The organism is Hymenobacter sp. BRD67 (genome assembly GCF_013256425.1).
Taxonomy (GTDB): domain Bacteria; phylum Bacteroidota; class Bacteroidia; order Cytophagales; family Hymenobacteraceae; genus Hymenobacter.
In genome coordinates, this window is record NZ_CP053904.1 from 2,663,436 (window position 1) to 2,687,743 (window position 24,308).

Below are 24,308 nucleotides of genomic sequence, written 5' to 3' on the forward strand. Positions count from 1 at the left end.
GCAAGTACCGGAGCAGCTTACAATTTCGTGAAAATAGCCGATACCCAGCTACGTAGCGTACGGTGCCGCTCATAGCGCAGCCCCTGGCGGGTAGCCTCGGCCGTTATTTTAGGTAAATCTTCCTCGTAAAACCCGCTGAACAAAATTGGTTTCCCAACGGGCAGTAAGCGGGCATACTCGTGCATATCTTCCAGCAATACGTTGCGGTTGATATTGGCCAGAATGAGGTCGAAGGGAGCTTCTTCGGCCAGGGTTTCGACGCCACCCAGGCGGCACTCAATGGTGTGGCAGTGGTTTTCGGCGGCGTTGTCGCGGGCGTTTTCCACGGTCCAGGGCTCTACATCTACGGCCAGCACCTGGCGCGCGCCCAGCTTCTCGGCCATTATGGCCAGAATGCCGGTGCCGCAGCCCATATCCAGCACGCGCTTGCCCTGGTGGTCTATATCGAGCTGATTCTCAATCATCAGCGCCGTTGTTTCGTGGTGGCCGGTGCCAAACGACATGCGCGGCATTATCTCAATATCGTAGGCCAGCCCCTCGGGCTGCGGGTGAAACGGCGCCCGCACCGACACCCGCCCGGCAATGATGAGCGGCTGAAAGTTCTTTTCCCACTCGGCATTCCAGTTCTGGCGGGTAATCACGCGGTCAGCATAAGCCAGCTCGCCAATGCCTTCGTAGCGGCTCATAATCTCGGCTACGGCGTCGCGGTCAAATGCGTCTTCGGTAGTGTAGGCGCAAAAGCCGGCGTCGTTATCCTCAAACGTGTCGAAACCTACTTCGCCCAGCTCGGCTACCAGCATGTCGGCCAGCTCGCGGGAGCCTGCACGGTCAGTTCAATAAAATCCATTTTTAGCAATCGGTATAAATAGTACCGGCTGCAAAGTTCGCAGAAAATGTGCGGTTAGACTTCACCTAGCTTTTTGAGCTACCGACCCAACCTGCGAAAGCCGCCGGCAGCTACCGGCGGCTTTTATATTAATTATTCCCTATACTTATTCTTTACAACCTGCAAACGAGCGCACTTTGGTGTAGTGAATGGCAAAGTCGGCGCGGCTGCGGTCAGCCGTCACAAACAAGGTGTAATCGGCAAACTCGCGGTTTTCGGATGGGCACCACAGGCCAGCTTTGTCAGCAAAAAGCTTGTTTGTCTCGTTGAAAACCAGCAGGTCGGCAAAAGCCTGCTCGGGCTCGATGTACACCACGGCAAAACAGTTGTTGGCACGGTTCGGGTCGGTTTCGAGGTAAACCGAGCCGTAGATTTTACAGGGTCAACCGAGCCAAGCGGGTGCGGCGCAACCCGGCCGGCCGGCAGTACCCACAGCAGAAAAGAAAGGAGCAGCGACAACACAGCGGCAAGAAGTTAGGGAAAAGTGAGGCGGCCGGCCCGGCCCGGCCCAAGGCCGGCTACCAGGCAAAGATTCGGCCTAAAATACAATTCATTCTTCGCGCCGTGGCAGGCTAGAATGATTTAATAATCTCCACAAAGTCGCGCGACTTCAGCGAGGCACCGCCGATGAGGCCACCATCGACGTCGGGCTGACTGAAGAGCTCGCGGGCGTTCTGAGCGTTGCACGAGCCCCCATATAAAATAGTGGTATCAGCTGCCACCTGAGCATCGTAGGCGGCCGCCACCTGCCCCGGATGAAAGCATGCACCTCCTGGGCCTGCTGGCTGCTGGCCGTGCGGCCCGTGCCAATGGCCCAGATGGGCTCGTAGGCAATTACTACCTGGCCCAGCTCCTCTTTGCTGCTATGAAACAGGCCGGCCGCCAGCTGCTGGCCGATAAAGTCGAAAGTTTCGTTGGCCTCACGGGTTTCGAGGCTTTCGCCCACGCAAAAAATGGGCTTAAGGCCGGCCGCCAGGGCAGTTTTCAGCTTCTGGGCCAGCAGAGCATCGTCTTCGCGAAAGTGCTGCCGACGCTCTGAGTGACCCAGGATAACGTACTGGCAGCCCACCGAGTGCAGCTGCCGCGCCGACACCTCTCCGGTGTAAGCGCCGCTTTCCTTCTCGTGAAAGTTCTGGGCACCCAGCGCGGGGTTGCCGCTTTCGCCCAACAGGCGGCCCACGGCCAGCAGCAGCGGAAACGGCGGGCAGAGCACCACCTGCGGAGCTGGCACGCTGGTCGGCTCATCGTGCAGCATTTGTACGATTTCGGAAGTCAGGGCCTGCGCTTCGGGCAGGGTGAGGTTCATTTTCCAGTTGCCGGCAACGAAGTTCTGGCGCATTAGAAGAAAGCTAAGTAGATGCTAAATAGATAGGGAGCAGCCCACGCTGGGCCGCCACAAAAGTAACGGAGTGGCGGCGGCCCGGCCAGCGCTACGCCGGCCGCGATTGCCAGGCTACCACAGCAGCACCTGCCAGCAGCACTGCGGCCGCGGCCAAAGATGCCGTAGCCAGGCCCGCTTCAGCGATGTGCTGTGCCTGCCAGGTACCTATCAGGCCCCAGGCAACGGGCAGCGGCAGCAGCGCATCACGGTGGCGCCAGGCCAGCGCTACTCCCAGGCCGGCCGCTACCACCAGCAGCACGTAGCAACCCACCCGGCTCGCCTCGGCCGACCACTGCCACCCAAATCCGTCGCGCAGGGCGAAGATGACGTTGAGCACCGTAGCCAGTAGTATCCAGCCCAGGTAAAAGCTCAGGAACCACACCGGCCAGGCCGGGGCCTGGCCGGCCAGCACCAATGCCCTGGCGCGGCCATACGCCTGCGCCAGCAGCAGCAGAATGAGCAGCATCAGGGTAAGGCTGGCGCTGATAAGCTCATAGCTGAATACCAGCGTCCAGCCCGTAGTAGCCAGCACCGCCCACGTCAGCAGCGCATTGATTCTCAGCGGCAGCAGCGCCTCTCGCTGCCGGGGCAGCAGTTGCCAGACCGTATACCCCACCAGCCCGAGAAAATAATACCCCAGATACTAAACGCATAGCCGGCCGGCGTCAGCAGCGTAGGATGCCGCGCTGACATAGCGCCGTTGCTGAGCGCCCCGGCCGGCGGGTGGGCATTATATAAGTAGTTGACGTAGAGGCAAGCTACTACGGCAGCCGGCAACAGCCAGCGCCACAGGCGGCTGGCCCCGACTTGCGGAACATCGCTATTCATGCCGTGAAATACGCTAAAAACAGCAAGAGCGCCGGGCCACGGCAAACCGGACCCGACGCTCTTTATAATATAGTATTTTTACTATGATTATTACACAAACAGCCCTTCGACCGACAGGTACCGCTCGCCGGTGTCGTAGCAGAAGGTAAGCACCTTGCCGCCCTGGGGCACTTCGCTCAGCTTTTTGGCTACTGCCGCCAGCGACGCCCCCGACGAGATGCCGCACAGAATGCCTTCCTCCTTGGCGGCCCGGCGCGTCATCTCAAACGCTTCGTCGCGGCTTATCTGAATGGTACCGTCGAGAATGGCCGTGTGCAGGTTTTCGGGAATAAAGCCCGCTGCCAGGCCCTGAATGGGGTGCGGCCCCGGCGCGCCCCCACTGATAACGGCCGACAGCTCGGGCTCAACCGCAAATGTTTTCATGTGGGGAAACAGCGGCTTGAGCACCTCGGTTACGCCCGTGATGTGGCCGCCAGTACCCACGCCGGTAATGTGGAAGTCGAAGCCGCCGGGCATGTCGCGCAAAATTTCCTGGGCCGTGGTTTCGGCATGAATCCGGATGTTGGCCGGGTTCGAGAACTGCATCGGCATCCAGGCGCCGGGCGTGCTGGCTACTATTTCCTGGGCCTTGGCAATGGCGGCCTTCATGCCGCCTTCGCGCGGAGTCAGCTCCAGCTGTGCGCCGTAGGCCGACATCAGGCGGCGGCGCTCTATGCTCATGCTTTCGGGCATTACCAGGGTAAGCTTGTAGCCTTTCACGGCTGCTACCATCGCCAGACCCACGCCCGTATTGCCGGAGGTGGGCTCCACAATGAGGCTGTCTTTGGTGAGGATACCGTCTTTTTCGGCCTGCTCAATCATGCTCAGCGCGATGCGGTCTTTGATGGAGCCGCCGGGGTTCTGGCGTTCCAGTTTCACCCACACCTCCACATCGGGGCGCTCGGCGGCAAATAGCTTGTTGAGTTTGACCAGCGGCGTGTTGCCGATGACGTCGAGGATGGAAGTGGCTTTCATTTTTGATTGGTTTGGTTGTCAGTTGTTTATTGACAATTGTCAGGTTTTTAAAGAGCTTGCGAACAGTTTTGGATGAAACCAACTCGTAAGCAGCCTGACAACTGGCAACGAGTAACTGATAGTAAGCTTAAATCGAAAATATCAGCTCGCCGGCCGGGTCGTCTTGCCGGGCCATGTGGAGCTGCGCCCGGTGGTATACCCGCGAGTGCGAGGGCACACTCTCGGTCAGCCACACGTTGCCGCCAATAATACTGTGCGGACCAATAACGGTATTGCCCCCTAATATCGTGGCGTTTGCATATACCACCACGTGGTCTTCAATGGTTGGGTGCCGCTTGAGGCCCTGCAGGGTCTTGGCTACGCTGAGTGCTCCCAGCGTAACGCCCTGATAAATCTGCACGTGTGCGCCAATCTCGGCCGTTTCACCAATTACGATGCCCGTACCGTGGTCGATGCAAAATGCCACCCCAATGCGCGCCCCCGGGTGGATGTCGATGCCCGTGCGCTGGTGCGCATACTCGCTCAGCAGGCGTGGCAGGCGCGGCACGCCGCGCTGGTGCAGGGCATGCGCCAGCCGGTGCAGCGCCGTAGCATAAAAGCCAGGGTAAGTAGTCAGAATCTCGGCAATACTCTGGGCGGCAGGGTCGGCGGCCAACGTGGCTTCGGCATCGCGCAGCAGGGCTTCCCGCAGGGCCGGCAACCCCTCAAAGCAGGCACTGGCAAGCGTACCGGGCGCGCCGGGCAGGCCGGGCACCTGCGCCAGCAGCTCGGCCAGCTCGGCCTGCAAGTGGTAGAGCGTAGCCGCAACGGCATCGGTGCCGGCCAGGGCCGGGCGGCGCGCTCCGGAAAAAGCACTGCCAGCACCTGCTCGGCTAGTGCACAAAAGGCCGGCCCTGGCAGGGCCGTGGGCACGGCCGCGTGCGCCCGCGCCAATTGCTCAGCAAACGTTTCGAGGGCAGCGGCAGACACGGGAGTAGTATGGGTAAAGTCCAAAAACAGCCGACAAGCCTGAATATCGGCCGGGCCTGGGCTTCTTAACCGGGCGCCCACGCCGAAGGTTTTAAGCTGGCCGCGGCACAACCACCCGGCCGCAGTGGCCGTTAGCAGCTACCAACGGGCATCTTCCTCATTTTCCAGCTTTTCCTTATGTCTACTACCAACCACCCGACTTCCTCAACAACCGCTCCCGACGGATCCCAGCACCTGGCCGCCGGTCAGCACGTAGCTCTGCGCCTGTGGGAAAACGAAGAGCCCGGTGCGCCCAAACCGCTCAGCAGCAAGCCCTACGAAACGGTCGGGTACGTGCTGAAAGGCCGCGCCGAGCTGCACCTCGAAGGCCAGGTAACTGCTCTGGAAGCCGGCTCCTCCTACCTCGTGCCCCAGGGCGTGTCGCACACCTATAAAATTCTGGAAACATTTTCGGCGCTGGAAGCTACTTCGCCTCCAGCCAGGTAAGCAGGCTGGCTCCGGGTGGAGCGTAGTACCCACCCGGAGCCTGATTGGCGGCAAACGAGCAGCGAGTGCCAGGGGCGGGGCAGGCCAGCCGCTACCTTTACACTTTCTTTTGGTTTGCTTATGCAATTAGAGCCGCTTGCTGAAACTACCGGCCTTTTGGTGGCTTATGACCACGCCAACCACTGGCTTTATGCCGATTGGCACGGTGACCATACCCAGGAAACCTCCCGCGCCGCCTGCCTGGTACTGCTCGATGCGCTTCGCCAGCATCCGACGACCAAAATTCTCAACGATAACTCCCGTATTCTGAGCACTAGCGTGGAGCTTAGCGAGTGGGGTGCCTGGTGGTTAAGTGAGATGCGCGCCGCCGGCCTCGCCTATCTGGCCTGGGTGTACCCGCGCAATTTTACTTCCCGGGAGGCCACCGACGCTATTTTAAGCCGTATTCAGCAGCCCGTGCTGGCCGCTTTTGATGACGTGGCCTCTGCCTATTTCTGGCTTAAGGCTCAGTAACATTAAATAAACGCTATACTATCCGGGCTCAGCTCGGGTAAAAAAATCTACCGCCCGGCGCTCCGAATAATAAGTGCCGGCCGGGCCGCCTTCGTTGAAGCCCACGTGTCCGCCCACGGTCGGCGTTTCGAGGTATAGAAACTGGCTGGCGGCAGCCGCCTCCCGCGGAAAGCAGCTGGAGGGTAAAAATGGGTCATTCAGCGCATTAACCAAAAGGGTAGGCACGCGAATGCCACTCAAATAGCGCCCCGAAGCGGCTTGCTCGTAGTAGTCATCGGCCGAGGCAAAGCCGTGCAGCGGCGCTGTAAAGCGCTCGTCGAACTGCGGAAAATCGCGCAGCTTATTTAGTTCCGACAGGTCGAGCTGGCCCGGAAGCCGGGCATCCTTTACCCGAATCTTCTCACGCAGCGAGTTCATAAATCGCCGTAGGTACACCTGGTTTTGCCAGCGGCTGATATGCACCGAGCTGGCCTTCAGGTCGGTAGGCACTGAGAATACGGCCGCCCGGCGCACCTGAGCCGGCACTCGCGCGGCGTTCTCGCCCAGGTACTTAAGGGTGACGTTGCCACCAGCCGAAAACCCGGTCAGAAATATCTCAGCGTAATGCTTTTGTTCACTTGCATGCCGGATAACCTCGGCCAGGTCGTCGGTATCGCCCAGGTGGTAGGCCCGCAGCAGACGGTTGGTTTCGCCGCCGCAGCCGCGGTAGTTCCAGGCCAGCGCATCAAAGCCCGCCTGGTTAAGGGCGCGGGCCATGCCGCGCACGTAGGGCCGGTTGCTATCGCCTTCCAGCCCGTGCGAGATGATACCCACCCGGCCGGCCGGCGTGGTGCCCGCCAGCGACCAGTCGAGGTCCACAAAATCGCCGTCGGGCAGTTCCAGCCGCTCGCGCTGATAGCGCACCTCCGGCACCCGGCGCAGGGTGCTGGCCGCAATAGTTTGCAGGTGCCCATTGGCCAGAAACATAGCCGGGCGATAGTCGGAAGTAGTAAGCAACGGCATAAAACGAGCCGGCGGCAGCCGGCGAAACAGCTGCTTTCGCAGCAAAAGCAACGCCAATCTGCTGGTTTTTGGCCGTTGGCAGCGTATTTTTGGGCAAATGTGGGCACAAATGGCAGCAGAAGCTCAAGCAGCTGGCGGTTTGCTGCCCGCTAATTTTCTTACGCTGGCGCTGGGATTTATCGGTTTTAATTTCTACCTTTGCCCTCCCAAACGCGAAAACCGCAGCCCCGGCTGTTTTTTATAGAATTCCTTTTTTGTCATGGCAAACCACAAGTCGGCTATTAAGCGCATCCGCAGCAACGAGGCGAAGCGTGTACTAAACCGCTACCAGCACAAGTCTACTCGTACGGCTATCAAGAAGCTGCGCGACCTCACCGATAAGTCGGCCGCTCAGGAGCTGCTGAAGAAAGTATCGTCGATGCTGGACCGCCTGGCCAAGAAGAACATCATTCACAAGAATAAAGCTGCTAACAACAAGAGCAAGCTGACAAAGCTCGTTAACGCGCTTTAGCGCGAGACGAGTTTAGCGGGACCGAACTCTGCCGCCCCACCGTTCGGTCCCGCGCTTCATACCAAAAAGCCCTGCCTTTGCCGGCAGGGCTTTTTGTGCTGTTAATGAGAAAGCTGCTATACTTGTAAGTACTTATTCATTGCTTCCTCACTTAGCAGCATCTGGCCATGCGCAACAGCTACCTTATATTCCTTCTTTTGTGGGGGCTGGCCAGGCAGTCGGCGCAAGCGCAAGCGCCGGTATGGCGGCCGTTTCGGCCGGGATTCGTGTACAGCTACACGGAAACAGCTAGCGTAGGCACCACGGGCCAACAGGTGCATACGCTGCGCGTAGATTCGGCATACAGCATAGGCGGCGACTCAGTGTACACCTTCAACCGGTTGATGCGGCCACTTAACTCAGCCGGTTACACGTACGCTAAAAGCCGTAATAACCTCTTTGGGGCGCGCCTGCGCTGGGCCCCGGCACCCGCAGCTACTATATCGAAGCCACTGCCGAGCCGGGTGGGGCCGGGCCGGCCACGCCCGTTAGCCTGCTGCTACGCCCTACCGTGGCCGTGGGCAGCACCTGGGCAGCTAGCAGTCAACCCGCGCTCACGGCTACGCTGGTAAGCCGCACCTACGGCGTGGTGGCCGGCACGGTAGCCGATTCGCTGGTTACCATCGGCCTCAGCAATGGGCAGCTGTTCGTACTAGGCCGCCAGTCAGGCCTTGTGCGGGGGCCGCAGTGGCTCACGCTCGATGGCAGTGGCAACGCCTGGCAGCAATGGGCTCCTCCTCGCCCCGGCCTGGGCGACTACGCTCCCCGGACCCTGTTTGCGCTGGGCACAGGCGATGAATTGGGCTATGAGCAAACCAGGTATTCGTTTGGCAGTGGGTTCGTTTGTACACAAGGCTACCAGTTGCGCCACATAGTGGGCCGCCAGCTAACCGCCGATAGCCTAGTGCTAACCTACCGCGAGCAGACCCAGACGACTACCTCTGCTTTTCCGGGTTGCGGCACGCCCGGCACATATACGACATCAGTACAGGCCGGCCGTTGGGCTATTTCGCTCCGCACCGGGCGGTCGCCGCAATTTGCGTTTCTGCCTTTGCTGGCGGACGAATACTTACCTCAACCTAACACCAGCTCACTGTTTATGGGCCGGGCAGTAGCCATGCAGGCGGCGAGTAGTGCTTGCCTGGCCAGCACCCAAACGCTGACATTCATTCCCTTATACGCCATTCAAAATCAGCCCGGTCATTATTCCGTCGGCATCGACGACGCAGCCTATGTCTATCAATTTTCGCCTACCTTGGGTCTGGGTCCAATAACGCTGGGAAGCGGGCCCAACTATTCCTACTCCCTCACCTATTACAGCCGCAACGGCGTGGCGTGCGGCCTGCGCACCAATTTCGCCGGCCTGCTACCTACCCGCGCCGCGCTGGCCGCTGCGGCCGCCACGCTGGCACCTAACCCAGCTGCCACAACAACTACGCTCTTGCTGGCCGCGCCCGCCCAGGCTGGCACTATGCTGGCCCTGACCGATGCGCTGGGCCGCCGCGTGTGGAGCACACCGGTAGCCACCGGCCAAACAGACTGGAGCATTCCGCTGGCTACCCAGCCGGCGGGCCTTTACTTCGTGCAGCTGCTGCTGCCCAGTGGCCCGCCGCTGACGTGGAAGCTGGTCAAGACCGCGGATTAGTACGGGTGCAGGTTCGCGGCCCTTCAACTCACAACGTAGAGCGGTTCCCAGGCCATGTTACGCGGGCTGCCGGCCCAACGCCGGCAACCCACCCCAGTCAATAGGTGTCCAGCTTTTGAGAACCGCGCTACGCGACGCTCACCTTCACCATGTTGGCGCGGCCCCGCTCGGTAATAGGCATGGTGCCAGTATTGATGAACACGTCGCCGGCCTTTAAGTGGCCGGTAGTGGTAAGCACGTAGCGGATATCGGCGATGGTGCTGTCGGTGCTATTGAAGCGGTCGTAGTAGAAGCAGCGCACGCCCCATACCAGGCTTAGGGCCGTAAGCAGCGGCCGGTTGTCGGTAAAGATGAAGATATCGGCCTTGGGGCGGTACTTGGCCAGCTGGAAGGCTGTGTAGCCCTGGTGCGTCATACCAGTAATGGCTTTAGCACTGGTATTCTTCGCCAGGTGGCAGGAAGCCGACAGAATACTATCAACCATGAAAGTGGAAGCGGCCGAATCGACGGGCCACCACTTATGGAAGAGCTTGGGGCTACGCGTTTCCACGCTCAGAATAGTAGCCACCATTGAGCGGATAACCTCGGCGGGGTATGCTCCCACGGCCGTTTCGGCCGAGAGCATCACGGCATCAGCGCCGTCCATCACCGCGTTGGCGACGTCGCTGGTTTCGGCGCGGGTGGGGCGCGGGGCAGTTATCATGCTCTCCATCATCTGGGTGGCCACGATAACGGGCTTGCCGGCCCTGTTACACTTCTCGATAATCATCTTCTGAGCCATCGGCACCTCCTCCATCTTCACCTCTACCCAAGGTCGCCGCGGGCTACCATCACGGCATCGGTCAGGGCAATAATCTCATCGATGTTGCGCAGGCCGTCGGGCGTTTCGATTTTGGCAACTACGCGGGTTGTTTTACCGGCTTCGGCAATCAGCTTTTTAATAAAGCGAATATCATCGGCCTTACGGGCGAAGCTCAGGGCAATCCAGTCCACATCGTTATCGAGGCCGAACTTCAGGTCCTCAATATCTTTCTCCGTCATGCTCGGGGCCGAAACTTCCGAGTCGGGCAGGTTGATGCCCTTGCGGGGCTTTACCAGGCCGCCGTACACCACTTCCACGTCTACCTCGTGGTCGCGGTCGGTAGCGAGCACCTTCAGCTCAATCTTGCCATCATCGATAAGAATCATATCGCCCGGCTTCACGTCGCGGGCCAGGCCCAGGTAAATCGTGCTCAGGCGCGTGGCCGTGCTGATTTCTTTTTCGCCGCACACCAGCTTTATCTTATCGCCGCGCTTGATTTCCACCCCCCTCCTTCTACCTCACCCAGCCGGATTTTCGGTCCCTGCAGGTCTTGCAGCAGGCCCACGTTGGTACGCAGGTCTTTGTTGAGGCGCCGCACGGTATTGATAACCGACAGGTGCTCTTCGTGGGCACCGTGCGAGAAGTTGAGTCGAAATACATCAACGCCCTCGCGGATGAGCATACCCAGGCGCTCGTAGGTATTGGATGCCGGGCCCACGGTGGCCACAATCTTGGTTTTATTAAAGGAAACGGTGGAAGGTTCCATGTATTTTTTGCGGGTCGTGCTGCGTCGGCAAAGCGCATTCGTACGTTCGCGCCACAGCGGGTAGAAAAAGGTAGAGAGTAAGTGAATGCCTACCTGGCAAGAAGCTTTGTTCCGAACAGGTGGGCAAGTAGTTAAAAAATCAGATTTTCTTTGTACTTCAATTCAGCAGGTGCAAACTCGCTGGCATACTGTACCGCGGGCACGGCCGTTAACCGGTCGAGCAGCTCACTGCCGGCCCACTCATCAACCCCACCCTGCACCTGCAGCAGGTAATCATACTCCCGGATATCGGGGCCAGAAAGGGCTTTTGCAGCGTTGACGGCTGGGCGGCGCGGTTGCGCAACAGCCGCAAGGTAAGCACCTCCGTAGCGTACAGATAGTAGCTGAATGCCAAAGCGCCCTGCTGTACCAGATTAAGAATGAAATCGGGCTGCCGCACTAGGCGCAGGCGCAGCTGCCGGTTCAGGCTCCAGGCCAGCGTGTAGTCACGGGTGCTGGAAACCAGGCCAAACAGCGCGAAGTCACAGTCGTACTCAGCCTCCAGGGTTAGCATTTTCATCAGTCAGCGGCGAAGTGCAAAGCTACAGCTTTCGCGGGGCCATAGGACGCCCTTTTTAGGGGGTAAGCCAAAATATTGTACGTACTCTACAGGGGGGAGCGCGGGGTAGTTGCGAAAAGTAGCGTTACTTTGCAGACAAGTTTCCCCCTTAACCACGACTGCAATGTCTGAAATCGCCGAAAAAGTAAAAGCCATCATTATCGACAAGCTGGGCGTTGAAGCCTCGGAAGTAACTCCGGAAGCCAGCTTCACCAACGACCTGGGTGCCGACTCGCTCGACACCGTGGAGCTGATTATGGAATTCGAGAAAGAATTCAACGTGAGCATTCCCGATGACCAGGCTGAGAACATCCAGACCGTGGGCCAGGCAGTAAGCTACCTCGAAGAGCACGCCAAGTAGTTATTGAAGAGCCAGCTAGCTTAATTGCACAGCTGGCCCAACAATCAAAAATTGCCTATACCGGCCGGCTCGCCGCCGGCCGGTTTTGCTGTTTCTACCTAATGAGCCTTTTTAATTGATGCCGGGCTACTAGTCTTGCCGGCTGCTACCCCATCGATTCAGGAGTACGTTACGCACTCAGCATATTAGCACATCTAAAAAATCACGCCGCCTGACCGGCGTCCGCTCTATGTCGTCAATTCGCCGCGTTGTCGTAACCGGTATCGGGGCCATCACACCCCTGGGCAGCACTGCTCCCGCTTACTGGGAGGGGCTCAAGAATGGGGTGAGCGGGGCCGCTGCCATTACCCGCTTCGATGCCTCTAAATTTAAAACCCGCTTTGCCTGCGAGGTAAAAGACTACAATCCTGATGCTTACTTCGACCGCAAGGAAGGCCGTAAGATGGACCTGTTCACGCAGTTTGCCGTTATCGCCTCCGACGAAGCCATTGCCGACGCGGGCCTGCTGACGGGTGGCGTCGATAAGGACCGCGTGGGCGTAATCTGGGGCTCGGGCATCGGCGGCCTCAAGTCGCTGCAGGAGGAATGCTTTCAGTTTGAGCGCGGCGACGGCACCCCCCGGTATTCGCCGTTCTTTATTCCGCGCATGATTGCGGACTCCTCATCGGGCAATATTTCCATTAAGAATGGCTTTCGCGGCCCCAACTTCGTTACGACCTCGGCCTGCGCCTCGTCGAACGATGCGCTGATTGCAGCCTTCAACAATATCCGCCTCGGCCTGGCCGATGCCGTAGTGACCGGCGGCTCTGAAGCCGCCATTACCGAGTCGGGCGTGGGAGGATTCAATGCGCTCAAGGCCATGAGCGAGCGCAACGACGACCCGGCTTCGGCTTCGCGGCCCTATGATAAAGACCGCGACGGCTTTGTACTGGGCGAAGGCGCGGGTGCGCTGGTGCTCGAAGAGTATGAGCACGCCCGGGCGCGCGGGGCCAAAATCTACTGCGAGATTATCGGCGGCGGTATGTCGTCGGATGCCTACCACATTACGGCTCCCGACCCCAGTGGCTCGGGCGTGGTGCTGGTAATGCGCAACGCCCTGCGCGATGCGGGCATCGACGCCAGCGAGGTTGACTATATCAACACGCACGGCACGAGCACGCCGCTCGGCGACGGGGCGGAAATCAAGGCCATCGAAACCGTATTCGGCGAGCACGCGGCCAAGCTCAACATCTCTTCGACCAAGAGCATGACCGGCCACCTGCTGGGCGGGGCAGGCGGCATTGAGGCAGTGGCTTCCATCCTGGCTATTCAGCACGGCATGATACCGCCCACCATCAACCTGCATACGCCCGACCCGGAAATCAACCAGGCGCTCAACTTCACGCCCAATGTGGCGCAGAAGCGCGAGGTAAACGTGGCCCTCAGCAATACGTTTGGCTTCGGCGGCCATAATACCAGCGTGGTTTTCCGCAAGCTGGCCGAGTAGCCAGCCGGCGACACTTACTTCGCTTAAGAAAGAACGTCATGCTGAGCTTGTCGAAGCATCTTGCTCGCGCCGCCAGGGGTACTACTCCAACGACGCGAGCAAGATGCTTCGGCAAGCTCAGCATGACGTTCTACTTTGTTTTTTAGTATCAAAAAGCTACCAGCTAGTAGCAAACAGCCAACCAAAATGTCCCTCCCTCTCTTTGGTCTGTTTCGGCGGCTGCTGGGCAGCGATAAGCAGTTTCGGCAGGCCGTCGCCACCGTTATCGGCCAGGACCCGGATAATGCGCAGCTCTACCGGCTGGCCTTCACGCACTCGTCGGTGGTGAAGCAGGACCCCGGCGCGGGCCGCCACCAGAGCAACGAGCGACTGGAGTTTCTGGGCGACGCGGTGCTGGGCACGGTGGTGGCCGAGTACCTGTTTCGCAAGTTTCCGTACGAGCAGGAAGGGTTCCTGACCGAAACCCGCTCGCGCATCGTCAACCGCGAAAGCCTCAATGCTATCGCCCTCAAAATGGGCCTCGACAAGCTGGTGCAGCTCGACTCGACCCAGAGCCGGGTCGCCCGCTCGCGCTCGGTAAACGGCAATGCCCTGGAAGCGCTGGTCGGGGCGGTGTACCTGGATTTGGGCTACAAGTCGGCCCGCAAGTTTGTGCTCAAAGGCTTAATAAAGCCGTTTGTCGACGTCAACAAGCTGACTACCACTACTTCCAACTATAAGAGCAAGCTCATCGAATGGGCCCAGCGCCACGGCAAAGACGTGCGCTACGAGCTGAGCGGCGAGCCCCGGCCGGGCGGCGTAATGGAATTCACAGCTACCGTGCTGCTCAGCGACGAGGTAATAGCCACCGGCATGGGCCTCAATAAGAAGCAGGCCGAGCAGCTGGCCGCCGAGCGGGCGCTGGCGGCACTGGGGGTGTAAGCAGGGACTAATCTATATAATTAACTCGGTACTTTACTTCCACCAGTACGCCTTTTTCGAACCTAAAAGTAATATCGTAGCCACCTTCTGGGTTTTCTATTATTTTATACAAGTCATAACTGGTGCTTAAGCCGAATGCTTTGCAGAAAGCGATTTTGGTTGCCCCTATCCGGATATCGTGGCCAAAGGCTAACCGATGAGAGGTAAAGTCAGCGGTTAGTAGAAAAGAATGGTAGCTATTCTGATAAATCTCAACCTTGTCGCTTCCTGAACTAACAGCTAGCTTGTCTTTGGTTACTTTATGTAACTCCTTACCATAGACCTGCTGTAAGTGTTTCACAGTCAGCTCACCAGTCATAAATTCCAGTAGATTGTTATTATAAACTGTTTTGGTAATCAATTGGCTCTTTGCCGACTGAGCTAGGGATATAAAAACAGCAAGAGTGCTGAAAACTAGAAGCATAACGGTTCGCATAAGAAAATCCAGTTGTTAGTTACAACAATTATAACACTATTTGCCCCATGCGCATTGCCGGAGCCGCCCTCAACCAGATTCCTTTCGACTGGGCTCATAATATTCAGAATATCAGCACCGCCATTGCCCAGGCCAAAGCTGAGGGCGTAGAGCTACTGTGCCTGCCCGAGCTGTGCCTGACGGGCTACAACTGCGAAGACCTGTTTTTGAGCGATTGGCTGCCGGCGGCGGCGCTGGCGCACCTGCAAAAAATCAGGCCGCTTACGGAGGGTATTTGCGTGGTGGTGGGCTTGCCGGTGCGGCTGCACCACCGCACCTACAACACGGCCGCCGTGCTGCGCGACGGCCATATTCTGGGCTTCGCGGCCAAGCAGTTTCTGGCCAATGACGGGGTGCATTACGAAACGCGCTTTTTTGTGCCGTGGCTGGCTGGCGAAACGACGACCGTGGAGCATGAAGGCGAAAGCTGGCCGCTGGGCGACCTTACGTTTGAGCACCAGAGCGTGCGCTTTGGCTTTGAGATATGCGAAGACGCCTGGCGGCCCGACGACGTGCGGCCCGCCTGCCGGCTCATGGGTAAGGTTGAGTTGATTATCAATCCTTCGGCCAGTCACTTCGCCATGAGTAAGACCGATGTCCGCTACAAGCTGGTGCTCAATGCCTCGCGCAAGTTTCGGTGCACGTATCTGTATGCCAACCTGCTGGGCAACGAAGCTGGAAGAACTATCTATGATGGCGAGATATTGATTGCCCAAAACGGCCACCTGCTCAAGCGCAACCAGCTGCTGAGCTTTAAGGAAGTGGATTTGGAGTGGGTGGAGGTCGATTTCGCGGAGCCGCTCGCAGTGGCCGACACCATTGTGCCGCTGCCCGAGCCCGACGAGTACCGCGAGCTCAACCAGGCTATGAGTCTGGCGCTGTTCGACTACCTGCGCAAGGCCCGCAGCAAGGGGTTTGTGCTGAGCCTCAGCGGTGGGGCCGACTCGTGCTTTTGCGCCGTGGGCGTGGCCGAGATGGTGCGGCTAGGGGTCGAGGACCTGGGCGTGGAAGAGTTTAAGCGGCGCAGCGGCGCTTTCGATGCCGCCAAAAATGAGGTGAAGCAGGCAGGCGCGGGCGGCAAGGCAACGCAGCAGGCCGTCGACGTGGACAACGAAGCCGCCGCGCAAAACCAAAAACCAGCCGCGACTAATCAGCAGCTCGTCAACCACCTGCTCACCTGCGCGTATCAGGGCACGGTTAATTCTTCGGACGATACCCTGAACTCGGCCCGCGAGCTGGCTGACAGTATCGGGGCCCGCTTTTTTGACTGGACCATCGACGACGAGGTGACCGGCTACGTGGGCAAGATTGAGCACGCGCTGGGCCGCGAGCTGACCTGGCAAACCGACGACCTGGCCCTGCAAAATATTCAGGCGCGGGTGCGGGCTCCCGGCATCTGGCTGCTGGCTAATGTGCAGAACTGTCTGCTTATCACAACTTCTAATCGCTCGGAGGCCAGTGTGGGCTACTGCACCATGGACGGCGACACGGCCGGCAGCATCTCCCCCATTGCGGGCGTCGATAAGGATTTTGTAAAAAAATGGCTGCGCTGGGCCCAAACCGCGCTCGGCTACGAGGCGCTGCATCACGTCAACGCCCTGCAACCCACCGCCGAGCTGCGCCCGTTGGCCGACAAGCAGACCGACGAGCGCGACCTGATGCCCTACGTGCTGCTCAACCGCATCGAGCGGCTGGCCTTCTACGACCGGCTGGCGCCGGCCGCCGTACTGGCCCAGCTTGTGGCGGAAGAGCCCAGCTACGAGCCCGAGCAATTGCGCACCTATGTGAAGCGCTTCTATCAGCTCTGGAGTCGCAACCAGTGGAAGCGCGAGCGCTACGCGCCCAGCTTTCACCTCGACGACTACAACGTAGACCCGCGCTCCTGGCTGCGCTTCCCGATTCTCAGCGGCGGCTTTGGCGAAGAGCTGGCAGGGCTGTAGCCTGGACTCGGCGTGTCCGGGCGTGAGCATGTTGGTTAATGCTACCACGCGCGGACTCGCCGAGTCCACGCTACTTCGCACCCTACCTTTGCGCCCATGACTAGCTTGCTCGCCTACATTACCTGGAACGCCGACCCGATTATTGCCCACTTAGGCCCGCTGCTGCTGCGCTGGTACGGGGTGCTGTTTGCCACTGGCTTCATTATTGGCTCGTTTGTGCTTACGCACATCTACAAAGAAGAGGGCGTCCGGCCGTACTGGGTCGATGTCATCACGTTTTACATGGTGGTGGGCACCGTGTTAGGCGCGCGACTGGGCCACGTTTTCTTCTACGACTGGCCTTCTTACCGCGAGCATCCGTGGGAGATTCTCAAAATCTGGCATGGCGGGCTGGCTTCGCACGGCGCCACCATTGGCATTCTGCTGGCCGTCTTTATATTCAGTATTCGCAATAAGTTTGATTACCTCTGGGTGCTCGACCGCATCGTGATTGTGGTAGCAATCGGCGGGGCGTGCATCCGCCTGGGCAACCTCATGAACTCGGAGATTGTGGGTAAGCCCACTGATGCGCCCTGGGCCTTTGTATTCCCACGCGATACCGAGCACCTGCAGGCGCCCGTGACCCCGCTGCCCGCCGGAGCCGTGCTGGTACAGCGCAGCCGACAGCCCGATGGCGAGGAACACACCGAGATGCTGCCGGCCGGCACCACCCCTACCGCGACGATGGAAATGGCCGTGCCGCGCCACCCTACCCAGATATACGAGTCGCTTTTTTGCATCGTGCTGCTGGTGCTGCTTTATGGGCTGTGGAACAAGTATAAAGAGCGCACGCCGCGTGGCTTGCTCTTTGGGCTGTTTGTGGTGCTTCTCTTCACGTTCCGCCTGCTGGTCGAATACCTGAAGGAAAACCAGGTAGCACAGGAAGGCGATATTATAGCGCACTACCACCTCAACATTGGGCAGCTGCTAAGTATTCCGTTTATCCTGATTGGCTTATGGGTGCTGCTTCGGGCCGGCAAAGACCCGAAAAACCCCTACGGCTACGCCCCCGCGACCTGGCCGCGGAAGAAGCTGCCGCCCAGGCTACTGCCGCCAAGCTATAAGCGCGCAACCGTATTTTTAGTCAGTAAAAAGGGCGCTGCACACTTGTGCAGCGCCCTTTTTACGCGGTTGTGCCCGCTTACTCGCCTAATAACCGAAAACTTAAAAGCTTCCTACTTTATCAAATATTAATTATTTACTATATTATAAGCCTAGCTCATACACGTCGCCCTGCTCAGTGGTGATAAGCAGGGTACTCGCATCCTTAAAGGCAGCTCCTTCGGTTTGGCCGGCCCCTTGCAGGCTGATGTGCCGGGGAGTAGCTTTCAGGATTTCGTCCCAGGAATTGCCATCCAGGATAAACAGCTCCTGGCGGGCCAGCAGCACTAGCCGGTGGCCGTTGGGGCTGAGCGTGGCGTCGGTAACTTCGCCCGGAATGGCGAGCTTGGTGATAAGCTTGGCGGTATAGGTACCGGGTGTTTCGGGCACGGTATACACTTTGCAGGTGCTTTGCTGGCCCCGGTCTTTGGTAAATAAATACACCTGGCCATCGTGCCAGAGGCTGGCTTCGCAGTCGAAGTTGCGCTCCGGCTTGCTGGGGGGAAAAGCCGTCTGGTCGGGGTACCTGAAGTTGATTTTACCGACCTGACTGGGGCTATTGGGCCGAAAGCGCAGAATAACCAGGTTCTGCCGGTCAGAATTATTATTGCCGCAGTCGCCGATGTAGTAGTTACCGCTGGGGTCACGGGTCAGGCTTTCCCAGTCGTTGTTGGGGGCGGCAATCGTGAGCTTATCCAGCTGCTGGCCCTGGGCATCGACCCGAAACAAAACGGGCGGCTCCCCGTCGTCGCCGAACGTGTAATACGTGCCGGCCTGCGGTGCCGGGCACAGGCCCGAGCTTTCCAGGATACCGTCGGTGAGGCGGCCCACGTGGCGCAGGCCAGCTGGCAGCGGCTGGTCGGCCTTATATTTTTTGTGCGAGCCCTTTTTGCCTTTTTTACCCTGCGGGGTAGCCTGGGCAATGGTCTGCGGCTGGCCGCTGGCTGGCTGGTCGGTCGTAGCCCCCGAGCAGGCTGAGGTCAGCAGGACAACCCCCAGCAGCGGGCGAATAAGTAATGGGATATACAGCATATGGCCCGCTTGTACGGAAAACCTGTCCGCAAGGCTGAGCCCTCACTACCTCTTCATACTAGGGCACCGGGTCATAGCCCGCCCCGCCCCACGGATGGCAGCGGCCAATGCGACGCAGCGCCAAACGCCCGCCCCGCCAGGCCCCGTACCGGCCAATGGCCTCCGCCGCATAGGCCGAGCAGGTAGGCGTGTAGCGGCAGCTCGGTGGCGTAAGCGGCGAGATAAACAGCTGGTAAAAGCGCACAAGCAGCAGCAACACACGGCGAAGCATAGTCAGTAGAAGCCCAGATAGCCGTGCAAAGTTCGGCAGCTATCAGTTAGCTGACCCGAAAACACCGGGGCGCATACGGAAATTCATTTATATTTCATAAATTTGACTCCCCCATAACTGATATGCTTATATTTTACAGCTAATTCTTTGAAACACGCTTTATCTACGCTGCTGCTGAGCTTTTTTTTGCTTCCTTCTGTGCTATTCGGCCAGGGCAATGGCCCGGCTGGCCACGGGGCCCGTGCGCAGGGGCTGGGCAATGCGTCCTCCGCGCTTAGCGGCGAGGTATGGGCGGCGGCCAACAACGCGGCTGGCCTGGCTGGCCTTTCCACGCCTTTAGTGGGCGTGTACCTGGAAAACCTCTACCTTCTGCCGAGTCTTAACGCCACAGCCGTGGCGCTGGCCCTGCCGCTGGGCGAAGTTGAGCCTGCCACCGCCGCACTGCCCGCCCGCGCGGGAAACGGCGTACTGGGCTTCGAGGCGCAACGCTTTGGTGGAATTCTATATAATGAAATCAAAGTAGGCATAGCGTATGGCTACCGGCTGGGCGCGGTGAGCGTGGGTGGGCGGCTCGACGCGCTGCAAGTGAGCTTTCAGGACCTGGGCAGCCGTCGCACGCTGGCTGCCTCGCTGGGCGGGCAGGCCGAGCTACTGCCCCGGCGCCTCACGCTGGGCGTTTATCTGTATAATCTGACGCAGGCCCGGCTGGCCGACTACCAGGACGAGCGCGTGCCGACCGTGCTGCGGGCTGGCTTGGCCTACCTCCCCGGCAAGCAGGTGCTGCTACTGGCCGAGGCCGAAAAAGATGTGGAACGCCCGGCCGGCATGAAAGCCGGCCTCGAATACCTGCCCGCTGAAGCCGTAGCCGTGCGCCTGGGCTACGCCAGCGGCAGCCAGCAAACCACGGCCGGCGTGGGCATCCGGGCCGGCAGCTTCCGGTTTGATTACGCGGCGGGCTGGCAGGCGGCCCTGGGCCTGAGCCACTACTTCAGCCTGAGCTGGCACCTGGGGCCGGGTGAGCCCGGAAATGAAAAACCGTAAGCCGATGATGCGTAGCGAAGCGTCGTTTTCCCGATTTCTGATTTATGCTTTTTCAAGCTTGCTTTTTGCCGGGCTGCTGCCCGAACGGGCTGCTGCGCAGGATTTTCCGCGCCGCGCCCCCGACTTCGACCGACTTGCCCAGGAGCTTTTTGCGGAAATTCAATCGGACCAGATTCCGTACGAAGACCTGTACGGCACGCTGCTGCTCTACTACCAGTCGCCGCTCAACCTCAACACCGCCAGCCCCGAAGAGCTGCGGGCACTGCCCTTACTGAGCGAAAAGCAGGTGGCGGCACTCTTAAAACACCGCCAGCTTACCGGCCCGCTACTAAGCGTATACGAGCTGCAGGCCGTGCCGGAATGGGACCTGGCTAGCATTGAGCGCGTTGCGCCCTTCGTGACCGTGCAGGGCGCCAGCGCCACAATGGCCCGCGGGCCATTGTGGCAACGCATTAAAAATGAAGAGAATAATGCCGCGCTGCTGCGCTACGAGCGCGTGCTGCAGCAGCGTAAAGGCTACTCGCCGGCCGACAGCTTTCAGGGGCGGCCGACCCAGCGCTACCTTGGCTCGCCCGATGCGCTGGTGCTGCGCTACCGCGTGAGCCATGCGCATGATTTCAGCCTGGGCTTTGCCGCTAAGAAAGATGCGGGCGAGCGCCTGACCTGGCAGCCAGCCCAACGCCAGTACGGGCCCGATTTTCTATCGGCCCACTTTGTACTCTACGACCAGGGCCGGCTCAAAACGCTGGCGCTGGGCGATTATCAGCTCCAATTTGGGCAGGGACTACTGCTGTCGTCGGGGCTGGCGGCGGGCAAAGGAGCCGAAACGATAACGTCGCTGCGCCGGCCCTCACTAGGGGTGCGGCCCTACGCGGCGCTGCTCGAAAACACGTTTTTCCGGGGAGTCGCGGCTACCTACCAGCTGGCCCCACGCTGGGAGGCGACAGCTTTTGCCTCCCACAAAAATATTGATGCTACGGCCGGACAGAGCACCGATTCGCTGGCGCAATTCGATGAGTTTAGCAGTAGTTTGCTCTTAACGGGCCTGCACCGCACGGCTACCGAGCTGGCCAACCGCCAGCGGCAGCGTGAAACTATAGCCGGCGGGCACCTCGGCTACCTGAGTACCGATGGTAACCTGGCGCTGGGCTTTACTGCCGTTGGCACCTACTACGGCACAGCGCTGTTAAAGCGCCCGCAGCCGTACAACCGCTACGAGTTCAGCGGCCGGCAAAATATAGTGTTTGGGCTACATTACAGCTACGGCTGGCGCAACCTGCTACTGTTTGGCGAAAGCGGATGCAGCGCCGGGAGCGGGCTCGGCTCGGTAAACGGCTTGCTCGCCAGCCTTGGTCCGGCCGTGGATGCAGCGGTGCTAATTCGGCAGTACACGGTCGATTTTCACACTTTTTATGGCAACGCCCTGAGCGAAAACACCCGCAACAGCAACGAAACCGGACTATATGTGGGGCTGAAGGTGCGGCCCTGGGCGCGTTGGGAAATCTCAGCTTATTTCGACCAGTTTCGGTTTCCGTGGCTGCGCTATCGGGTAGCTGCACCCAGCCAGGGCCAGGATGCGCTGCTGCAGGTAGCCTTCACCCCTTCCAAAACCAGCCTGCTTTATGCCCAGTACCGCGTCCGGCTAAAGCCGCTCGACCTGCCGGCAAGCCTCACGGGACGGCCGGTGCCACTGCCCGGCGAGCAGCTGCGCCACGCGCTGCTGCTGTATTGCGAGGTGCAGCCCACGGCCCGACTGGGCCTGCGCACCCGCCTGCAAGCCAGCTACCTGCAAGCCGATGCGGGCCTGCCCTGGCGGCGCGGCTACGTACTAAGCCAGGATGCCTCGCTGCAACTGGCGCGCCGGGTATCGCTGGCCGCCCGCTACGCCGTGTTTGACACCGACGACTACGATACGCGGCAGTACGCGTTTGAGCAGGATGTGCTGTACGCCGTATCGGTGCCGGCGCTCTACGGGCAGGGTACGCGCGCCTATCTACTCGGCCAGGTTGCCTTCAACAAGCATGTTAGCTTATGGCTGCGGTATGCCGAAACCCGCTACCGCCACCAAGCTACCATCGGCTCGGGGCTGGAAGAAATAAAGGGGACCGTTCGCTCGGAGGTAACGGGCCAGCTACGTTACCGCTTTTAAGTGGAAGCTGCTCGGCATAAGACCCATTTCGAATTTGCTATAGGCTAGCTGTCAGGCATCGGTCTTGACCAAGACTACCTGGGCCTTATCGGCTTGGCTGATTTTACGGCGAAAATCCTGATAGTCAGAATATTTGCCTGGTGGCAGCGTAGCACCGCTGGGCCGACGGGTTTCAAACTGCCGCACGTATTGCAGAGTGCCATCGGGCAGAGCTGTGCACGAGCTTGAATACGTGCCGTAGGCAGAAGATAGCTGCGTAGGCACGGGCAGATTCTCAGCCCGGAAACCCGTCGGCAGGTGTAGCCGCACGGTATCCTGGTGAAGGCTGGCGAGCGGCAAGGCCAGTGGCGACTGCCGCGGCCCCACCTGCGGGGGCAGCGCCGCCAGCCGGCCTAGCAGATTGGGCGCCAGCAGCAGGCGGCGGCCGGCGGCGGTGCCCACACCAGGCAGGTCGAGGCCAAGTGTTTCTACCACGCTGGGTAATGCCTGGGGCGTGGCCAGCGGGGCTGCTGCCAGCCGCAGACTGGTGATGGTAAAATGGCTTAAATTCAACCTACCTGACACGTATTTCTTTTGCTCATCGGGGTCAGCCTCGTGCAGCAGCTGAGCGTACAAATCCTGCGCCAGCCCAACCCGGCGGGTATGCACAGTTGCCTTAGCATCACCGTTGGCATCAAGCCAGAGGTCGGTACGGCGCTGCTGGCGGTTGGCCTGGGCACCGTAGCGCGGCGTAGCCACCACCCGGCCACCCTCGGGTGTAAGCAGGAGTGCGTGCCGGTTGCCGGTAAAAGAGCCCATGTACCCAAACGCCTCAGTCTGGCTAGTGCACTCCATCCAGACCGTATCGGCGGGCGTAGTGCCACGGGCCGGCAGCGGCATACATAAAATCATGTGGTTGAACTGACTACTAGGGAAGCTGGCCCGCATATCGGCGTGATTGCTGCCGGCCCCCACCAGCGCTACGTAAGCAGGCAGGCCCGCCGCCTTGAGCAAGGCACAGGTATAGTTGCTCAGCGCTTTGCAGTCGCCATAGCCTCCCGAGGCTACGCTGCTGGCCGGGGCAGTTTGCCAGCCACCCAGCCCCAGCTGCACGGAGATATAGCGGGTAGAACCCTGCAAAAACTCATAAACCTTGCGGGCCCGCTCGCGCGGGTCGGGCTGGGTAACCAGCAGCTGCGCCATCTTGGCGGCCAGGGCCGGCGGCAGCACATCGCGGCCCTGGCCCAGCTGATAGGTCCATAAGCCCAGGCTTTGCCAGGAGGCCAGCGAGCCGGCGTGGCCCTGCACCTCGAAGGTAGCCGGGGCCAGGCGTACGGCCGGTAGCTGCTCGGAAAGGGCCGGCGAAAGGGGTTCGGCTTCCATTGCGGGGGCAGCAGGCAGCTGCCAGCGGTAGGTAGTCTGGGCCCCCGTCACTACGGGGCCGTAGCGGCACCGGCGGGCAGTAGCTGCTCCTCAAAGCGTAGCGGTAGCGCGGTAGGCGTGGTTACTTGCAGGGTGGCTCCTTCCAAGGCCACGTTTTCACCGTCCTGCGGCTGCCAGTTGGGATAAAACAGTGTATTTTCCGAAACAACCTCATAGTCAAACTCCACCGTATAGGGCGTAACCGGCTGGCGCAGGTCGGCGTAGCGCACGCGCCAGTCGGTCATGAAGCTGCCACCGGCACTGCCCTCCCCCTGGTCGTGTACTTCGGACGAACGCAGTTGATGCAGTAATACTCCCTGGGCATCATATACTGCTCCGCGCAGATACCCAATGTGGTTGAGGGCGTCGTAATTCACCACCAGCCGGCCGTAATCGTCGCTACCGGCCTCGGTTAGTACCGTGACCACTTTATGCACCGTTTCTACGAGCTGACTAGCCGACTTTACAACCACTACTTTATCGTAGGACCGGACCACGGCGTGCGCATTCTCGCGCAGGGACGGCGCAATAGCCGCTACCGGGTACTTAGGTATCGGGCTGCTGAGCAGTACCAAGGAGGCAAATAGAGGTATAAGCATAAATATTTCTATA

25 protein-coding genes and 2 pseudogenes are annotated in these 24,308 nt (G+C 59.7%); 12 read left to right on the forward strand and 15 right to left on the reverse strand.

The window, feature by feature from the left end; all coding sequences use genetic code 11:
* Window positions 1-17: 17 nt before the first annotated feature.
* From prmA to GKZ67_RS12425, 7 genes and pseudogenes are all read right to left on the reverse strand, one after another.
* Window positions 18-800, reverse strand: coding sequence for a 50S ribosomal protein L11 methyltransferase (gene prmA / locus GKZ67_RS12395; RefSeq protein ID WP_254244793.1), 783 nt, complete (start codon window positions 798-800; stop codon window positions 18-20).
* A 192-nt stretch (window positions 801-992) separates the two neighbouring features.
* Complete coding sequence (locus GKZ67_RS12400) at window positions 993-1,202, reverse strand: DUF6150 family protein (RefSeq protein WP_217278590.1); 210 nt, start codon at window positions 1,200-1,202, stop codon at window positions 993-995.
* Between the two features lie 256 nt (window positions 1,203-1,458).
* Window positions 1,459-2,225, reverse strand: a pseudogene (gene tpiA / locus GKZ67_RS12405) (triose-phosphate isomerase).
* Between the two features lie 91 nt (window positions 2,226-2,316).
* Entirely contained in the window at window positions 2,317-2,883 is a 567-nt protein-coding gene (locus GKZ67_RS12410) for a hypothetical protein (RefSeq protein ID WP_173242709.1), read from the reverse strand.
* Window positions 2,826-3,095, reverse strand: a complete 270-nt coding sequence (locus GKZ67_RS12415) for a hypothetical protein (protein WP_173242711.1) — start codon at window positions 3,093-3,095, stop codon at window positions 2,826-2,828. Before GKZ67_RS12415 ends, GKZ67_RS12410 begins: the two co-directional genes overlap by 58 nt.
* Before the next feature lie 90 nt (window positions 3,096-3,185).
* Window positions 3,186-4,109 carry a cysteine synthase A gene (gene cysK, locus GKZ67_RS12420; RefSeq protein WP_173242712.1) on the reverse strand — a complete coding sequence of 308 codons (924 nt, stop codon included), beginning with the start codon at window positions 4,107-4,109 and terminating at the stop codon, window positions 3,186-3,188.
* Between the two features lie 127 nt (window positions 4,110-4,236).
* A complete protein-coding gene (locus GKZ67_RS12425) occupies window positions 4,237-4,992 on the reverse strand; it encodes a serine O-acetyltransferase (RefSeq protein ID WP_254244794.1) in 756 nt (251 codons plus the stop codon).
* 263 nt (window positions 4,993-5,255) lie between these two features.
* Between GKZ67_RS12425 and GKZ67_RS12430 the strand changes: the two genes are divergently transcribed.
* Window positions 5,256-5,564 (forward strand): cupin domain-containing protein, encoded by a 309-nt coding sequence (locus GKZ67_RS12430; protein ID WP_173242714.1) that lies wholly within the window; start codon window positions 5,256-5,258, stop codon window positions 5,562-5,564.
* A gap of 120 nt (window positions 5,565-5,684) precedes the next feature.
* Window positions 5,685-6,077: a hypothetical protein gene (locus tag GKZ67_RS12435; protein WP_173242716.1), complete on the forward strand. Its 393-nt coding sequence runs from the start codon at window positions 5,685-5,687 to the stop codon at window positions 6,075-6,077.
* A gap of 18 nt (window positions 6,078-6,095) precedes the next feature.
* On the opposite strand, the gene GKZ67_RS12440 is transcribed toward GKZ67_RS12435, so the two are convergent.
* Window positions 6,096-7,124 (reverse strand): YheT family hydrolase, encoded by a 1,029-nt coding sequence (locus GKZ67_RS12440; RefSeq protein ID WP_317172141.1) that lies wholly within the window; start codon window positions 7,122-7,124, stop codon window positions 6,096-6,098.
* Between the two features lie 52 nt (window positions 7,125-7,176).
* On the opposite strand from GKZ67_RS12440, the gene GKZ67_RS12445 reads away from it, so the two are divergent.
* The 3 genes from GKZ67_RS12445 to GKZ67_RS12455 all read left to right on the forward strand — a co-directional run bounded on the left by GKZ67_RS12445 (window position 7,177) and on the right by GKZ67_RS12455 (window position 9,274).
* Complete coding sequence (locus GKZ67_RS12445) at window positions 7,177-7,323, forward strand: hypothetical protein (RefSeq protein ID WP_173242718.1); 147 nt, start codon at window positions 7,177-7,179, stop codon at window positions 7,321-7,323.
* A 15-nt stretch (window positions 7,324-7,338) separates the two neighbouring features.
* Entirely contained in the window at window positions 7,339-7,590 is a 252-nt protein-coding gene (rpsT, locus tag GKZ67_RS12450; protein ID WP_173242720.1) for a 30S ribosomal protein S20, read from the forward strand.
* 550 nt (window positions 7,591-8,140) lie between these two features.
* On the forward strand, window positions 8,141-9,274 hold the full coding sequence (locus GKZ67_RS12455) for a T9SS type A sorting domain-containing protein (protein WP_173242722.1): 1,134 nt from the start codon (window positions 8,141-8,143) through the stop codon (window positions 9,272-9,274).
* Window positions 9,275-9,401: 127 nt separating this feature from the next.
* Here GKZ67_RS12455 and pyk read toward each other — a convergent pair.
* Together pyk and GKZ67_RS12465 are read right to left on the reverse strand one after the other, a co-directional pair.
* Window positions 9,402-10,842, reverse strand: a pseudogene (gene pyk, locus GKZ67_RS12460) (pyruvate kinase).
* A gap of 208 nt (window positions 10,843-11,050) precedes the next feature.
* The gene (locus GKZ67_RS12465; protein WP_173242724.1) at window positions 11,051-11,401 is read right to left on the reverse strand and encodes an IPExxxVDY family protein; all 351 of its coding nucleotides are present in this window, start codon (window positions 11,399-11,401) and stop codon (window positions 11,051-11,053) included.
* Window positions 11,402-11,564: 163 nt separating this feature from the next.
* Between GKZ67_RS12465 and GKZ67_RS12470 the strand changes: the two genes are divergently transcribed.
* The 3 genes from GKZ67_RS12470 to rnc all read left to right on the forward strand — a co-directional run bounded on the left by GKZ67_RS12470 (window position 11,565) and on the right by rnc (window position 14,208).
* Window positions 11,565-11,801: an acyl carrier protein gene (locus tag GKZ67_RS12470; protein ID WP_068229068.1), complete on the forward strand. Its 237-nt coding sequence runs from the start codon at window positions 11,565-11,567 to the stop codon at window positions 11,799-11,801.
* A gap of 229 nt (window positions 11,802-12,030) precedes the next feature.
* Complete coding sequence (gene fabF / locus GKZ67_RS12475) at window positions 12,031-13,287, forward strand: beta-ketoacyl-ACP synthase II (RefSeq protein ID WP_173242726.1); 1,257 nt, start codon at window positions 12,031-12,033, stop codon at window positions 13,285-13,287.
* Window positions 13,288-13,473: 186 nt separating this feature from the next.
* Window positions 13,474-14,208: a ribonuclease III gene (gene rnc, locus GKZ67_RS12480; protein ID WP_173242728.1), complete on the forward strand. Its 735-nt coding sequence runs from the start codon at window positions 13,474-13,476 to the stop codon at window positions 14,206-14,208.
* Between the two features lie 7 nt (window positions 14,209-14,215).
* On the opposite strand, the gene GKZ67_RS12485 is transcribed toward rnc, so the two are convergent.
* Window positions 14,216-14,671 carry a hypothetical protein gene (locus tag GKZ67_RS12485; protein WP_173242730.1) on the reverse strand — a complete coding sequence of 152 codons (456 nt, stop codon included), beginning with the start codon at window positions 14,669-14,671 and terminating at the stop codon, window positions 14,216-14,218.
* Window positions 14,672-14,730: 59 nt separating this feature from the next.
* Between GKZ67_RS12485 and nadE the strand changes: the two genes are divergently transcribed.
* Window positions 14,731-16,662, forward strand: coding sequence for an NAD(+) synthase (gene nadE / locus GKZ67_RS12490; RefSeq protein ID WP_173242732.1), 1,932 nt, complete (start codon window positions 14,731-14,733; stop codon window positions 16,660-16,662).
* A 96-nt stretch (window positions 16,663-16,758) separates the two neighbouring features.
* On the forward strand, window positions 16,759-17,895 hold the full coding sequence (gene lgt / locus GKZ67_RS12495; protein WP_254244795.1) for a prolipoprotein diacylglyceryl transferase: 1,137 nt from the start codon (window positions 16,759-16,761) through the stop codon (window positions 17,893-17,895).
* Window positions 17,896-17,907: 12 nt separating this feature from the next.
* Here the strand turns inward: lgt and GKZ67_RS12500 are convergent, their stop codons facing one another.
* The gene (locus tag GKZ67_RS12500) at window positions 17,908-18,834 is read right to left on the reverse strand and encodes a hypothetical protein (RefSeq protein WP_173242734.1); all 927 of its coding nucleotides are present in this window, start codon (window positions 18,832-18,834) and stop codon (window positions 17,908-17,910) included.
* Between the two features lie 58 nt (window positions 18,835-18,892).
* A complete protein-coding gene (yidD, locus tag GKZ67_RS12505) occupies window positions 18,893-19,105 on the reverse strand; it encodes a membrane protein insertion efficiency factor YidD (protein ID WP_173242736.1) in 213 nt (70 codons plus the stop codon).
* Window positions 19,106-19,252: 147 nt separating this feature from the next.
* Between yidD and GKZ67_RS12510 the strand changes: the two genes are divergently transcribed.
* Together GKZ67_RS12510 and GKZ67_RS12515 are read left to right on the forward strand one after the other, a co-directional pair.
* Window positions 19,253-20,146: a hypothetical protein gene (locus tag GKZ67_RS12510; RefSeq protein ID WP_173242738.1), complete on the forward strand. Its 894-nt coding sequence runs from the start codon at window positions 19,253-19,255 to the stop codon at window positions 20,144-20,146.
* Complete coding sequence (locus GKZ67_RS12515; RefSeq protein WP_254244796.1) at window positions 20,133-22,295, forward strand: ComEA family DNA-binding protein; 2,163 nt, start codon at window positions 20,133-20,135, stop codon at window positions 22,293-22,295. Before GKZ67_RS12510 ends, GKZ67_RS12515 begins: the two co-directional genes overlap by 14 nt.
* A 51-nt stretch (window positions 22,296-22,346) precedes the next feature.
* On the opposite strand, the gene GKZ67_RS12520 is transcribed toward GKZ67_RS12515, so the two are convergent.
* Entirely contained in the window at window positions 22,347-23,708 is a 1,362-nt protein-coding gene (locus tag GKZ67_RS12520) for a transglutaminase-like domain-containing protein (RefSeq protein ID WP_173242740.1), read from the reverse strand.
* The gene (locus GKZ67_RS12525; RefSeq protein WP_173242742.1) at window positions 23,708-24,295 is read right to left on the reverse strand and encodes a DUF3857 domain-containing protein; all 588 of its coding nucleotides are present in this window, start codon (window positions 24,293-24,295) and stop codon (window positions 23,708-23,710) included. The genes GKZ67_RS12520 and GKZ67_RS12525 overlap by 1 nt, the downstream gene beginning before the upstream one ends.
* Between the last annotated feature and the right edge of the window lie 13 nt (window positions 24,296-24,308).